This is a genomic window from Candidatus Pantoea communis (assembly GCF_011752685.1).
GTDB classification, from domain to species: domain Bacteria; phylum Pseudomonadota; class Gammaproteobacteria; order Enterobacterales; family Enterobacteriaceae; genus Pantoea; species Pantoea communis.
This window is the reverse complement of record NZ_VWXC01000021.1, coordinates 19,973-34,065: the sequence shown is the minus strand read 5'-3', so window position 1 is coordinate 34,065 and position 14,093 is coordinate 19,973. Positions and strand designations below refer to the sequence as shown.

13 protein-coding genes and 3 tRNA genes are annotated in these 14,093 nt (G+C 55.7%); 9 read left to right on the top strand and 7 right to left on the bottom strand.

The features are described from left to right. Positions 1-50: 50 nt before the first annotated feature. The 4 genes from F3J37_RS22315 to rsmC all read right to left on the bottom strand — a co-directional run bounded on the left by F3J37_RS22315 (position 51) and on the right by rsmC (position 1,556). A tRNA-Leu gene (locus F3J37_RS22315) sits at positions 51-137 on the bottom strand. 39 nt (positions 138-176) lie between these two features. Further along, positions 177-263: transfer RNA gene (locus F3J37_RS22310), tRNA-Leu, on the bottom strand. A gap of 30 nt (positions 264-293) precedes the next feature. Further along, positions 294-380, bottom strand: a tRNA-Leu gene (locus F3J37_RS22305). A 141-nt stretch (positions 381-521) separates the two neighbouring features. Continuing rightward, positions 522-1,556 (bottom strand): 16S rRNA (guanine(1207)-N(2))-methyltransferase RsmC, encoded by a 1,035-nt coding sequence (gene rsmC, locus F3J37_RS22300; protein WP_166935913.1) that lies wholly within the window; start codon positions 1,554-1,556, stop codon positions 522-524. A gap of 106 nt (positions 1,557-1,662) precedes the next feature. Here rsmC and F3J37_RS22295 point away from each other — a divergent pair, with 106 nt between their 5' ends. The 4 genes from F3J37_RS22295 (at position 1,663) to yjjJ (ending at position 4,631) form a co-directional block, all read left to right on the top strand. After that, a complete protein-coding gene (locus F3J37_RS22295; RefSeq protein WP_166935911.1) occupies positions 1,663-2,073 on the top strand; it encodes a DNA polymerase III subunit psi in 411 nt (136 codons plus the stop codon). Beyond that, complete coding sequence (gene rimI, locus F3J37_RS22290) at positions 2,045-2,485, top strand: ribosomal protein S18-alanine N-acetyltransferase (RefSeq protein WP_166935909.1); 441 nt, start codon at positions 2,045-2,047, stop codon at positions 2,483-2,485. The genes F3J37_RS22295 and rimI overlap by 29 nt, the downstream gene beginning before the upstream one ends. Before the next feature lie 11 nt (positions 2,486-2,496). Further along, entirely contained in the window at positions 2,497-3,180 is a 684-nt protein-coding gene (gene yjjG, locus F3J37_RS22285; protein ID WP_166935907.1) for a pyrimidine 5'-nucleotidase, read from the top strand. A gap of 128 nt (positions 3,181-3,308) precedes the next feature. Then, a complete protein-coding gene (gene yjjJ, locus F3J37_RS22280; RefSeq protein ID WP_166935905.1) occupies positions 3,309-4,631 on the top strand; it encodes a type II toxin-antitoxin system HipA family toxin YjjJ in 1,323 nt (440 codons plus the stop codon). On the opposite strand, the gene F3J37_RS22275 is transcribed toward yjjJ, so the two are convergent. Then, entirely contained in the window at positions 4,628-5,305 is a 678-nt protein-coding gene (locus F3J37_RS22275; protein WP_097118295.1) for a YtjB family periplasmic protein, read from the bottom strand. The genes yjjJ and F3J37_RS22275 overlap by 4 nt on opposite strands. Before the next feature lie 107 nt (positions 5,306-5,412). On the opposite strand from F3J37_RS22275, the gene serB reads away from it, so the two are divergent. From serB to nadR, 3 genes are all read left to right on the top strand, one after another. Then, positions 5,413-6,390 carry a phosphoserine phosphatase gene (serB, locus tag F3J37_RS22270; RefSeq protein WP_166935903.1) on the top strand — a complete coding sequence of 326 codons (978 nt, stop codon included), beginning with the start codon at positions 5,413-5,415 and terminating at the stop codon, positions 6,388-6,390. A 13-nt stretch (positions 6,391-6,403) separates the two neighbouring features. Continuing rightward, complete coding sequence (gene radA, locus F3J37_RS22265; protein ID WP_034826249.1) at positions 6,404-7,786, top strand: DNA repair protein RadA; 1,383 nt, start codon at positions 6,404-6,406, stop codon at positions 7,784-7,786. Between the two features lie 176 nt (positions 7,787-7,962). Further along, positions 7,963-9,189 carry a multifunctional transcriptional regulator/nicotinamide-nucleotide adenylyltransferase/ribosylnicotinamide kinase NadR gene (gene nadR, locus F3J37_RS22260; RefSeq protein WP_034826244.1) on the top strand — a complete coding sequence of 409 codons (1,227 nt, stop codon included), beginning with the start codon at positions 7,963-7,965 and terminating at the stop codon, positions 9,187-9,189. Between the two features lie 52 nt (positions 9,190-9,241). Here the strand turns inward: nadR and ettA are convergent, their stop codons facing one another. After that, positions 9,242-10,909 (bottom strand): energy-dependent translational throttle protein EttA, encoded by a 1,668-nt coding sequence (gene ettA / locus F3J37_RS22255; protein ID WP_072017012.1) that lies wholly within the window; start codon positions 10,907-10,909, stop codon positions 9,242-9,244. 185 nt (positions 10,910-11,094) lie between these two features. Here ettA and F3J37_RS22250 point away from each other — a divergent pair, with 185 nt between their 5' ends. Beyond that, entirely contained in the window at positions 11,095-12,042 is a 948-nt protein-coding gene (locus F3J37_RS22250) for a 2-hydroxyacid dehydrogenase (protein WP_166935901.1), read from the top strand. Positions 12,043-12,044: 2 nt separating this feature from the next. Here the strand turns inward: F3J37_RS22250 and deoR are convergent, their stop codons facing one another. Next, on the bottom strand, positions 12,045-12,809 hold the full coding sequence (deoR, locus tag F3J37_RS22245; RefSeq protein WP_097118406.1) for a DNA-binding transcriptional repressor DeoR: 765 nt from the start codon (positions 12,807-12,809) through the stop codon (positions 12,045-12,047). A gap of 361 nt (positions 12,810-13,170) precedes the next feature. Here deoR and rbsK point away from each other — a divergent pair, with 361 nt between their 5' ends. After that, positions 13,171-14,088: a ribokinase gene (gene rbsK / locus F3J37_RS22240; protein WP_166935899.1), complete on the top strand. Its 918-nt coding sequence runs from the start codon at positions 13,171-13,173 to the stop codon at positions 14,086-14,088. Positions 14,089-14,093: the final 5 nt, after the last annotated feature.

Here is a 14,093-nt window from a genome sequence, read left to right as displayed (position 1 = left end):
GATTCAAATGGGAATTTTACTACCAGAAGGGGCAGGCAATTCAGACAACGTGGTGCGAAGGGAGGGACTTGAACCCTCACGTCCGTAAGAACACTAACACCTGAAGCTAGCGCGTCTACCAATTCCGCCACCATCGCATTGTGTTGTCTTTACTTGTCTTGTTTATACCATCGCATTGGTGCGAAGGGAGGGACTTGAACCCTCACGTCCGTAAGAACACTAACACCTGAAGCTAGCGCGTCTACCAATTCCGCCACCATCGCTCAGTGCTATGATATAAACTTTGTGATTATTGGTGCGAGGGGAGGGACTTGAACCCTCACGTCCGTAAGGACACTAACACCTGAAGCTAGCGCGTCTACCAATTCCGCCACCGTCGCGTACCCTGCAACACTCTAAAGTATTGCTAACCACGGAGGCGCATTCTAGAGATTTTACTCTTTGCGTCAATACATATTTCACGACGATGAAACGATTGCTGCAAAAAACAACATTTTCACCGTCATGAAGATCAAAATGCGTTATTTACGCGTTTTAGCACCGCGACCGTACACTGCACGGTACACCTTAAAACGCCCGGTCTGCGCCAGCACTTCGTGGTTGCCGAAGGTCTCATCCAGAATCTGCGGATAAGGCAGGAAGGCGTTGGCGACAATACGCAATTCACCGCCGCTGTTCAGATGCTTAAGCGCGCCACGAATCAGCGTGTTGGCCGCATCAAGGCTGGTTTGCAGGCCATCATGGAACGGTGGGTTGGAGATGATCATATCGAAGCGGCCGGTGACATCCGAGAAGACGTTACTGGCGAATACTTCACCTTCCAGTTCGTTGGCGGCCAGCGTCAGTTTACTGGCTTCAATCGCTGCGGCGTGTACATCACACAGCCACAAACGGATGCGTGGAGAGATTTGCGCCATCACGGTGGCCAGCACGCCGCTGCCACAGCCGATATCCAGCACTTTGCCACGGAAGTGCGGCTCCAGCGTGGAGAGCAGCAGATCGCTGCCGATATCCAGTCCATCGCGGCTGAAGACGCCCGGCAGCGTGTGGATGGTAAGGTGCTCGATCATGTAAGTATTGCCGTAGCTGCTGGCATCAAAGGTTGGCTTTGTATCCAGACGACCATGATAGAGACCGCAACGACGCGCGCTGTCGACTTTTTCCAGTTTCGCCCACTCTTCCAGCATGCCTTCTGCACTGCGCACGCCGCTGCGGTTTTCACCGACCACAAAGATATCGCAGCCGACCGGCATCAGCGACAGCAGGTTTTGCAGCTGGAACTGCGCTTCTGGCTTGTTCTTCGTCCAGAAATAAACCAGCGTATCGCAGCCTTCAACATCAGCGGCAGTGGCCACCATGCTGTAAACCGCACGTTCACCGAGGCGACGGCTCAGGTTCTGCCAGTGATGGTACTGCTGGGTGTGCACGCGCGTTGATGCGGTTTCCAGCTGGGCGGGCAGGTCATCCTGCAGGTCGCCAGCAAACAAAACATGGCGGGCGGTAAATTCATCACTGTGGCGCAGAATGACTTCGCTGGCCGGGGTAAAAGCAGACATGGAACGCTCCTGTTAAATCAGAGCGGGGATTATAGTGCTTTGTTGGCGCATGTTCGATGGGTTTGCTAGCATAGCGTCGCATTCTGGCAGCATAACGGGTAATAGCATGAGCACAAGGCGCGACTGGCTTCTACAGCAAATGGGGATTACGCAGTATCAATTGCGGCGTCCGCGCGTGCTGCAGGGCGAAATTGCCGTGACGCTGGCCCCGGACACCCGCCTGGTGTTGGTGGCTGAGCATGCCCCCGCGCTGCAGGAACCCTTAATTCGCGATGTCCTGCATGCCCTGAATATTCAGCCTTCGCAGGTGATGACGCTGACGCCGGAACAGTTGCCGATGCTGCCTGAGCAGGTGGATTGTGCCGGTTGGTTGCTGGGCGTCGAGAGCGAATACACCTTTAACGGCATCACCTTTTCCACCGCCGTTTTCAACGAATTAATCAGCAGTGGTGCGGCAAAACGCGCCCTGTGGCAACAGATGTGTAACCATGACAGCCATCTCTTTAGTCACCCCTGAAGACCAGCCGCAGCTGCTGGCCATTGAACGTCGCAGCCACGCTTTTCCGTGGAGCGAGCAGACGTTTGCCAGTAATCAGGGCGAACGTTTTGTGAATTATCGTCTGGAAGCCGAGGGTAAACTGGCAGGGTTCGCCATTACGCAAGTGGTGCTGGATGAAGCCTCGCTGTTCAACATTGCGGTCGATCCCGATTTTCAGCGCCGTGGCTATGCGCGCCAGCTGCTGAAACATTTGATTGCTGAGCTGGAAAAGCGCGATGTCATGACGCTGTGGCTTGAGGTGCGAGCCTCGAATCACCCGGCGATTGCACTGTATGAGCAACTGGATTTCCATCAGGTCAGCGTACGCCCCAACTACTATCCCACCGCCAACGGCCGTGAAGATGCCATTATCATGGCGCTCACTCTCTAAAAAGGGACACTATGTTAAACGACTGGGACTGCATCCTGTTTGATGCGGATGACACACTTTTTCATTTTGACGCTTACGCCGGTTTACAGCGCATGTTTGCCAGCTATGAAGTGCACTTCAGCGATCAGGATTACGCCGATTACCAGGCGGTCAACAAACCGCTGTGGGTCGATTATCAAAACGGCACCATTTCGGCGTTGCAGTTGCAAACACGTCGTTTCACCTTGTGGGGTGAGAAACTCAGCGTCGCGCCCGAAGTGCTGAACAGCGATTTTCTCAGTGCCATGGCAGATATTTGCCTGCCTCTCGACGGTGCTGCTGAGTTGCTCAATGCGCTGAAGGGAAAGGTGAAGATCGCCATCATTACCAACGGCTTCACCGCTTTGCAGCAGGCACGTCTGGAACGTACCGGATTCCGCGAGTTCTTTGATGAGCTGGTGATTTCTGAGCAAGTCGGCGTACCGAAGCCGGATGTGGCGATTTTCGACCACACGCTGGCGTTGCTTGGCAACCCGGATCGCAGCCGGGTGTTGATGGTCGGTGATACACCTGAGTCTGACATTCTGGGCGGCATGAATGCGGGAGTGAAAACTTGCTGGATCGATCACGGCACGCGTCCGTTGCCGGAACATATCAAACCGACCTGGCAGGTGAAGACGCTGGCTGAGCTGCAGGCGTTGCTGGCAGAATGCTAAAAGTATCTATTCACCGTTAACGTTGTGATGATTCGAAGAAGCCCGCTGTGCGGGCTTTTTTTATGATAAAATCTATGCATAAATCTATTCACGAATCTATTCATCAGACGCTGATAGGGTGAACGACAATGGCCGATCTGCAAAGTTTGCTGCTAGCGGGACCGCTCAGTGCAGCCGATTTACTGCAACGCTCTGGCATTAGTCAGGCGACGTTGTCGCGGCAATTACGACAACAGCCCCAAATCTTGAAATGGGGCAAAGCCCGCGCGACGCGTTATGCCTTGCTCCGTCCGATTCGCGGCGAAAGCCGCTTCCCACTGTATCGCATTTCTGCACAAGGCCAGGCGCAGCCCGCGGGTGCTTTGTTACCCACCTGGCCGCAGGGCAGTTGCCTGCATCAGGATGAGCAGGGCCGAGGCCACTTTTTCGAAGGGTTGCCGTGGTTTTTACAGGATATGCGCCCGCAGGGCTTTATTGGTCGTCAGTGGGGTAGAGAGAATGCCCACCCATTAGGATTGAATGATGACATTCGCCTGTGGAGTGATGATCAGTGCATAATGGCGTTGGCAAGCGGTGGTGTCGATATGCCGGGCGCGTTCATCATCGGTGAACGCACCTATCAGCGTTGGTTAGAGCAGGAAGCACCGCACGCCATCAGCGAAAAAGAGAAAACGTTAACGTATCCGCAGCGAGCACATCATGCGCTGAGTGGGGATGAGCCCGGGTCATCAGCGGGGGGGGAGCAACCTAAATTCCTCTGTTATGCCGCGACAGACAATGGCGATCGTCACTGTCTGGTGAAATTCAGTGTGGCGAGCCACAGTGATAATGCGCAGCGCTGGCGCGATTTGCTACGTGCGGAACATCTGGCATTAAAGCATTTGCATGCTACAGACGTGGCCGCGGCGCAGAGCCAGTTGATTGAAGGTGCAGAGCAGTTATTTCTCGAAGTGCAGCGTTTTGATCGCATCGGTGAGCGTGGTCGACGTGAGATGAGTTCACTTGAGGCCGTCAGCGCAGAGTTTGTTGGTCATCAACAACACTGGCCTGCCGCGCTGCGTGAACTGCACCATCAGCAGCGCATTGATGATGTCACCCTACAGCGTGGCACCTTGCAATGGGCATTTGGTCGCCTGATTGGTAACATTGATATGCACGCAGGGAATTTGTCTTTCTTCACCGACCAGGAAAAATTCAGTCTGACGCCAGCCTACGACATGCTGCCTATGGCACTGGCACCGAACGCGCAGGGGCATATGCGTGATGAACTGTCATTAACGCTGGATTTTTCATTACCAGGTGAGGTGTGGCGTGCTGCCAGCACTATGGCGAAAACCTACTGGCAGGCGATTGCGGATGACGAAACGTTCAGCGCCAACTTCCAGCGTATCGCCACGCAAGCATGGCAGCAGTTGGATACGCTGGATGAGACCATCCGCAAAATGGCTTAAAGGCTTTTTTCATTCTCTGAGTTGGTGGCCGCTTCTTCTTCCTCTCGTTCCTTATCCTCTTTTACCGCGCGGCTGGCGGTGAGCAGGAACGGTGATTGCTGCCAGCGGGTACGGCGGTCGCGCAGCAGGGTGCGTGTCAGGATGATGCCAATCGCCAGCGCCAGCAGCATCATCAACCGCAAAATGTTGGTGGTGTTGTCCACCTGGCGTGATTCGGTGACCAGCACGTGGGTATCCAGCGTCACGCGCAGGAATCCCTGTGGCCCCTCTTTGCCTTCCAGCGGCTGCACGATTTGATGGTTGAAGTAGCTGCCGGCACGTTTACCATCCAGCGCCAGACGATCGCGCACGTTAATGCTTTCGCCGCTGTGCGCCACCAGGCTGCCGTCGTCGGCATACACCGAGGCATCCAGAATGCGGCTATTATCGGTCATCTGATTAAGGATGGCTTCGATTTGCGTACGGTTGTCGTCGCTGTTGTCCATCAGCGGTTTGAGGCTAAATGCCACCTGACGCGTCAGCGTATGCGCGAGTTCTTCCACCTGCTCAGAGCGTGCCATTTGGTGGCCGAGACTGAACCAGGATGCCCCTTGCATCAGCACCACTAACAGGGCCAGCGAGATAAGAACAATCACCGTGCGATGCAGGCGAAATTTCAGTGCGGTTTTAACCATCAGAAACCCGTGTGACGTAACAGCAGAAAGGCTGGCAATTATGTTGCCAGAACCCGCGCAGACAAGGTAGCCTCTTGCGTGGTTTTGTTGTCCCTACAGGAGCTGTAATGCCAAATCGTCTTACCTGGTGCGATCTGCCCGCCGATGTTTCACTCTGGCCGGGTCTACCCCTCTCTCTCAGCGGTGATGAAGTGATGCCGCTGGATTACCGTGCCGGTCGGACTGGCTGGTTGCTGTATGGGCGCGGACTCGATAAACAAAAACTGACCGATTATCAGCATCTGCTGGGTGCGGCGATGGTGATCGTCAGTGCCTGGAATGTCGATGAGTATCAGGTGGTTCGTCTGGCCGGTTCGCTGACGCCCCGTGCGACCAAACTGGCGCACGATGTGGGATTTGATGTGGCGCCGCTTGGCAAGATCCCGCATCTGAAAACCCCAGGATTGCTGGTGATGGATATGGATTCCACCGCGATTCAGATCGAATGCATCGATGAGATCGCCAAACTGGCGGGCTGCGGCGAGCAGGTGTCAGAAGTCACCGAACGCGCGATGCGCGGTGAGCTGGACTTCAAAGCCAGCCTGCGTGAGCGCGTGGCAAAACTGGCGGGCGCTGATGCCAACATCCTTAAGCAGGTACGCGATACGCTGCCACTGATGCCAGGCCTGACCACGCTGGTGCATAAACTGCAGGCGCTGGGCTGGCAGGTGGCGATTGCCTCCGGCGGCTTCACTTACTACGCCGACCATTTGCGTCAGACATTGCATCTGGCTGCGGCCGTCGCCAATGAGCTGGAAATGCGCGATGGTAAGCTGACGGGCGAAGTGCTGGGGCAGATTGTGGATGCCCAATTTAAAGCAGATACCTTAAAGAATCTCGCTGAACGTCATGAAATCGCGCCAGAACAAACGGTTGCGATTGGCGATGGCGCCAACGATCTGCCGATGATCAAGGCGGCGGAATTGGGTATCGCTTACCATGCTAAACCAAAAGTGAATGAGCAGGCGTCGATCATTATCCGTCATGCCGATCTGATGGGGGTGTTCTGCATCCTGACCGGCAGCCTGATTCACGAAGAGCGTTAACTGAGGATTTGATTTGGCCAAAGCGGCAAAACGCGCCTTCGTTTGTAACGAGTGTGGCGCAGATTATCCACGCTGGCAGGGGCAATGCAGCGCCTGCAACGCGTGGAACACCATCACCGAGGTGCGTATTGCCGCCTCGCCTGCGGCAGCGCGTAATGAGCGCCTGAGTGGCTATGCCGGCAGCGCGGGACCCGGCCGGGTGCAGAAGCTGTCCGAGATCAGCCTCGAAGCCGTGCCGCGTTTCTCCACCAGCTTCAAAGAGTTTGATCGCGTGTTGGGGGGCGGCGTAGTGCCAGGCAGTGCGATTTTGATCGGAGGTAATCCGGGAGCCGGTAAATCGACGCTGCTGTTGCAGGTGATGTGCAAGCTGTCCGAAGGGATGAAAACCCTGTACGTCACTGGCGAAGAGTCACTGCAACAGGTCGCGATGCGCGCCCATCGTCTGGGATTGCCCACTGAAAACCTGAATATGTTGTCGGAAACCAGCATCGAGCAGATCTGTCTGATCGCCGAGCAGGAGCAGCCGAAACTGATGGTTATCGACTCCATACAGGTGATGCACATGGCGGATATCCAGTCTTCGCCCGGGAGCGTAGCGCAGGTGCGTGAAACTGCCGCTTACCTGACGCGCTTCGCTAAAACACGCGGCGTCGCGATTGTGATGGTCGGCCACGTGACCAAAGATGGCTCGCTGGCCGGGCCAAAAGTGCTGGAGCACTGCATCGACTGTTCAGTGATGCTGGATGGCGATGCCGATTCCCGTTTCCGCACGCTGCGCAGTCATAAAAACCGCTTCGGTGCGGTGAACGAATTGGGTGTGTTTGCCATGACCGAGCAGGGCATGCGTGAAATCAGCAATCCGTCAGCCATTTTCCTGTCACGTGGAGATGAAGTCACCTCTGGCAGTTCGGTTATGGTGGTGTGGGAAGGTTCGCGTCCGCTGCTGGTGGAGATTCAGGCGCTGGTGGATCACTCGATGATGGGCAACCCGCGTCGCGTCGCTGTTGGCCTGGAGCAAAACCGTCTGGCGATTTTGCTGGCAGTGCTGCATCGACACGGTGGTTTGCAGATGGCGGATCAGGATGTGTTCGTCAACGTGGTCGGCGGTGTGAAAGTCACCGAAACCAGTGCTGACCTTGCGCTGCTGCTGGCAATGGTATCAAGCTTACGCGATCGTCCGCTGCCGCAGGATCTGGTGATCTTCGGCGAAGTGGGGCTGGCGGGCGAGATACGTCCGGTGCCAAGTGGTCAGGAGCGCATATCCGAAGCGGCCAAGCACGGTTTCAAACGTGCGATTGTGCCGGCGGGCAATGCACCGAAGAAAGCGATTGAAGGCATGAAGGTGTATAGCGCGAAGAAGCTGGCGGATGCGCTGGCGATATTAGACGAGCTGTAATTTCGCCGGGCGGCATACCTGCCGCCCCTGCCTTTCACCGTCACTGTAGCGTGCGCATTCATGCGCATCTTGATAAACGTACCGCACAGACTTTTCCCTCTCACGTAAAATGGAGAGGGCCGGGGTGAGGGCCAGCGCATGCCCCATCCCATTCTTTCCCATGCAGGAGGCACCAAATGTCATCGTTCGACTACCTGAAAACCGCCATACGCCAGCAGGGCCATACGCTGCAGCAGGTTGCAGATGCCAGCGGGATGACCAAAGGCTACTTGAGCCAGTTGCTGAATGCCAAAATCAAAAGCCCCAGCGCGCAAAAGCTGGAAGCACTGCATCGATTTCTTGGGCTGGAATTCCCCCGTCGTGACAAAACCGTTGGCGTGGTGTTCGGTAAGTTCTACCCGCTGCACACCGGCCACATCTATCTGATCCAGCGCGCCTGCAGCCAGGTGGATGAGCTGCACATCATCATGGGCCATGACGATCCGCGCGATCGCGAGCTGTTTGAAAACAGCGCCATGTCGCAGCAGCCGACCGTCAGCGATCGCCTGCGCTGGTTGTTACAGACCTTCAAGTACCAGAAAAACATCCGCATCCACTCGTTTGATGAAGAGGGGATCGAACCTTATCCACACGGCTGGGATGTGTGGAGCGAAGGGGTAAAGAAATTCCTCTCAGAGCAGGGGATTGAACCGGATTGCATTTACACCAGTGAAGAGCCGGATGCGGCGATGTATCAACAGCATCTCGGCATCTCGACGGTGGTGATCGATCCCAACCGATCCTTTATGAACATCAGCGGCGGGCAGATTCGCCAGGATCCCTTCCGCTACTGGGAATATATTCCCACCGAAGTGAAGCCGTTCTTTGTGCGCACCGTGGCGATCCTTGGCGGGGAATCCAGCGGCAAATCCACGCTGGTGAACAAGCTGGCGAACATCTTTAACACCACCAGTGCGTGGGAATACGGTCGCGATTATGTCTTCTCGCACCTCGGTGGCGATGAGATGGCGCTGCAGTATTCTGACTACGATAAGATCGCGCTGGGTCAGGCGCAGTACATTGATTTCGCAGTGAAATACGCCAGCAAAGTGGCGTTTATCGATACCGATTTTGTCACCACGCAGGCGTTTTGCCTCAAGTATGAAGGGCGCGAGCATCCTTTCGTGCAGGCGCTGATCGATGAGTACCGTTTCGATCTGGTGATCTTGCTGGAGAACAATGTGCCGTGGGTGGCTGACGGTTTGCGCAGCCTGGGCAGCTCAATGGATCGTCGCGAGTTTCAGTCGATGCTGGTGACCATGTTGCGTGAAAACAATATCGACTTCGTCCATGTCAAAGAGGATGACTACGACACGCGCTTCCTGCGCTGCGTTGAACTGGTGAAGCAGATGCTGGGGGCCTAACCCTCCAGCAATAAAAAAGGCGCCAATCGGCGCCTTTTTCACATCATGACAATTACTTCGCCATACGCTTGTACTTGATACGCTTCGGCTCCAGCGCGTCAGCGCCGAGGGTGCGTTTCTTGTACTCTTCGTACTCGGTAAAGTTACCTTCGAAGAACTCCACCTTACCTTCATCCTGATAATCGATGATGTGGGTGGCGATACGGTCGAGGAACCAACGGTCATGCGAGATCACCATGGCACAGCCTGGGAACTCCAGCAGGGCGTTTTCCAGCGCGCGCAGGGTTTCGATGTCCAGGTCGTTGGTCGGTTCATCGAGCAGCAACAGGTTGCCGCCAACCTGCAGCAGTTTCGCGAGGTGCAGACGACCACGCTCACCACCGGACAGTTCGCCAACGCGTTTGCCCTGATCGGTGCCTTTGAAGTTGAAGCGGCCGACATAGGCACGGCTTGGCATCTCAACGTTGCCGACGCGCATAATGTCCTGACCACCTGACACTTCTTCAAACACGGTTTTCGAATTGTCCATCGCGTCACGGAACTGGTCCACAGACGCCAGCTTGACGGTTTCGCCCAGCTCGATGGTGCCAGAATCGGGCTGTTCCTGACCGGACATCATGCGGAACAGGGTCGATTTACCGGCACCGTTCGGGCCGATGATGCCGACAATCGCGCCTTTCGGCACCGAGAAGGTCAGATCGTCGATCAGTACGCGGTCGCCATACGATTTGCTCAGGTTGGTCACTTCCAGCACTTTGTCGCCGAGGCGCGCACCTGGTGGAATGAACAATTCGTTGGTTTCGTTACGTTTCTGGTATTCGGTGTTGTTCAGCTCTTCGAAACGCGCCAGACGGGCTTTGCCCTTAGACTGACGGCCTTTCGCGCCCTGACGTACCCACTCCAGCTCTTTTTCAATCGACTTACGACGCGCCGCTTCAGAAGAAGCTTCCTGCGCCAGGCGCTGATCTTTCTGCTCCAGCCAGGAAGAGTAGTTACCTTCCCACGGAATACCTTCACCGCGGTCCAGCTCCAGAATCCAGCCTGCAACGTTATCGAGGAAGTAACGGTCGTGCGTGATCGCCACCACGGTGCCTTCAAAGTCGTGCAGGAAACGTTCCAGCCAGGCCACGGATTCTGCATCCAGGTGGTTGGTCGGTTCGTCGAGCAGCAGCATGTCTGGCTTTTCCAGCAGCAGGCGGCACAGCGCGACGCGGCGGCGCTCACCACCGGACAGGTTGCCAATTTTGGCATCCCAGTCTGGCAGACGCATCGCATCAGCAGCACGGTTCAGCTGGGTGTCGAGGTTATGGCCATCGTGCGCCTGAATCACTTCTTCCAGACGACCTTGTTCGGCAGCCAGTTTATCGAAATCGGCATCAGGATCGGCGTACAGTGCGTACACTTCGTCGAGACGCTTCAGCGCACCAACCACTTCAGAAACCGCCTCTTCCACAGATTCACGCACGGTGTGCTCTGGATTGAGTTTGGGTTCCTGCGGCAGATAGCCGACTTTAATGCCCGGTTGTGGGCGTGCTTCCCCTTCGATATCGGTATCAATACCGGCCATGATGCGCAGCAGGGTGGATTTACCCGCGCCGTTCAGGCCGAGTACACCGATTTTGGCGCCTGGGAAGAAGCTAAGAGAGATGTTCTTCAGAATGTGACGCTTCGGCGGAACCACTTTGCCGACGCGATGCATGCTATAGACGAATTGAGCCACGTTGTAATGAGCCTCTGGTCTGTGAATGGTGGAACCTCAGATGCTGAAGTTTAGCCGTTTTCACCTGGCAATCACAGCCGCATGGCGTTGAATCTTCTGGAGTGGGGTTGAACAGGGGATAACTGATTGATTCTCACTCAACAGTCGCTATGCTGCTTTTTTGCCTGGAAAACGGAGGGGGTTCGATGAAAGTGCTGATTGCTGCAGATGAACATGCCTGGGGCGGATTAATTCCGGCCATTCGTCAGACGTTACCGGATATGGAGTTTATTGCCTCGGCGGGCCATGCGGCGGAGAGTCTGGCCGGTTTTGATGCGCTAATTCCTGGTATGTGCCGGGTGGATGCCCGACTGATCGCCACGGCCGATCGCCTGAAGCTGGTGCAGCAGGCGGGTGTCGGGCTGGAAGGTGTCGATCTTGAAGCGGCCAAAAAGGCCGGCATTATGGTGGCGAATGTTCCCTCCGACCATTCCGGTAATGCCGATTCGGTGGCGGAATTGGGGATCTGGATGATGATTGGCCTGGCACGTCGCCAGCATGAGATCGCCGATTGCCTGGCGCAGCAGAGACTGGGTCAACCCATTGGCTTAGGCCTGATGGGCAAAACCGTGGGGCTGGTGGGGCTGGGCGGCATTGGTAAAGCTTTGGCGAAGCGACTTGCTCCGTTTGGTATGCGCATGATCGGGGTAAAACGTGAAGCGGATGAAGCTTTTGCGCGTCAACATCAACTCGACTGGGTCGGCAATATGGCGCAGCTGCCGGAACTGTTGCAGCAAGCCGATTTTGTCGTGCTCAGTCTGCCTGACAATGCGGCGACGCATAACATCATTAATGCCGATGCGCTGGCGCAGATGAAACCAGACAGCTTCCTGATCAACCTGGGACGCGGTGGACTGATCGAGAAACAGGCCTTTCTGGCAGCGCTGGAGACAAAAAAATTGGCTGGCGCCGGGCTGGATGTGTTCTGGCAGGAACCACCCGATCCACAAGATCCGGTGTTCCGCTATAACGTGATCGCGACGCCACACATTGGCGGCGTCACCGATGTCTCAATGAAGGGAATTATCAAAGGGATCTGCGATAACTTGCGCCGTCTGCGCGACGGCGACGCGGTGATCGATCGCAAGGCATAATTTTAAGGCAGGCGCAGCGGGATGTTCTGTTGCGCCAGCCAGCTCTTCAACGCCGGTTCCGGGGCGCTGTCACTCACCAGTAAATCAAAATGGCGTAGCTCGCCAATGCGCGCGGGCAGCACTTTGCCAAATTTGCTGCTGTCCGCCACTAACACGCGCGTGCGCGAACGCAGCATGGCGTGATGTTTCATCGCTAGCTCATTGATGTTATAGCAGGTTGCGCCCTGTTCCGGATCGATCCCTGCGGCTGAGATAAAGGCCAGCGTCGGGCAGAGATCGTCGAGGATCGAGTGCGCGCCAATCGGCGTAAACAGCGCGTTATCGGCATGAAACTCGCCACCACTCAATATCACATTACAGGCGGGTTTCTCTTTCAGCGCGAGGAAGGTGTTCATGGCGCAGCAAATCGCGGTGAACGCCAGCGTGTCTGGAATTGCATCCACGATATAAGGCAGGGTGGTGCCACAGTCGAAAAACACCGTGTCATTTTCGCTGATCAAACTGGCTGCGGCCTGCGCCAGGCGCTGTTTGCGTGCGGCGTTTTGCCCGTGCTGGTCGGAGACGAAATAGTGCCCGGCATGGCTTTTCGGATCGCTGACAATGTAGCCCCCGAGCAGGACCACCGTCGAAGCTGGCTCAGTCAGATCGCGACGAATAGTCATCTCTGAGACGCCCAACAGTTGCGCCGCATCTTTCAGGTGCAGCTTATCGGTGCGCTTCAGTGCTTGCGCCAGCTTATGAATACGTTCTTCGCGCCGGGTTTCCATGAGCATCTCTGTGTTATGGCTATCCTGAGGGGGAAAAGTTTACCCGTCGGCGCGAGAGAAGCGCCACCGACAAACCAAGGTAAATCTCTCATATTTTAATGATTTGCGACTTATCTAGCCGGCAGTTTTTCAATCTTACCTGTAATGAAATCGCCCCGCAAACTTCCCACACCGCGCTGAAAGCGTCAACGGCGCTGATGTTGTTTTGTTAAAATAATAACATCAGCGCGGGCCTTTCTGTCCAAAAAATCGTTTTCATACGCTGCTCAGGATGTGAATTTTGTCACACAGATCACTTTGTATACCTGCTAGTGTGATTTAAATAACATTTAAATGCTAAAAATTCACCGGGGAGTAAACAATGGATATCGCGGTTATTGGGTCAAATATGGTGGACCTCATTACCTACACCAATCAGATGCCGAAAGCGGGCGAAACGCTGGAAGCACCTGATTTCGCCATCGGCTGTGGTGGCAAAGGCGCAAATCAGGCGGTGGCTGCGGCGAAAATGGGCGGCAGCGTGATGATGGTGAGCAAAGTGGGTGACGATCTGTTTGCGCCGAACACCGTGGCGAACCTGAAACAACAGGGCGTCGATACCCAATTTGTCACCACCGCGCCGGGCACTTCCAGCGGCGTGGCGCCGATCTTTGTTGATGATCAATCGCAGAACCGCATTCTGATCATCAAAGGCGCCAACCAGCAGCTCAAACCGGCCGATATTGATGAGGCGGCCGAGGGGCTGAAAGCGTGCCAACTGATTATCCTGCAACTCGAAATCCCGCTGGAAACCGTCTATTACGCGATTGATTTTGCCCGTCAGCACGACATCAAAGTGATCCTCAATCCGGCGCCGGCGGTGGCGAATCTCGATATCGATTACGCCTGCAAGTGCGACTTTTTTATGCCTAACGAAACCGAACTGGAGATCCTCACCGGCATGCCGGTCGGAACCGATGATGAAGTGATCCGTGCAGGCCAGACGCTGCTCAAGCGCGGCCTCAAAAACCTGATTATCACCTTGGGTGCGCGCGGTTCACTGTGGATGGCGGGCGACACGCTGCATCAGGTCGCGCCAACGTCAGTGAAGGCGGTGGACACCAGCGGTGCCGGTGATGCCTTTATCGGCTGCTTTGCGCACACGCTGGTGAAGACCGGCGATATTCCCACGGCGATGGCGCAAGCCTCGGCCTATGCCGCCTGCAGCGTCACTGGACGCGGCACGCAACGTTCCTACCCGGACGCGGAAACCTTCCAGCGTTTTCTCAACCTAAACTGAGGTCG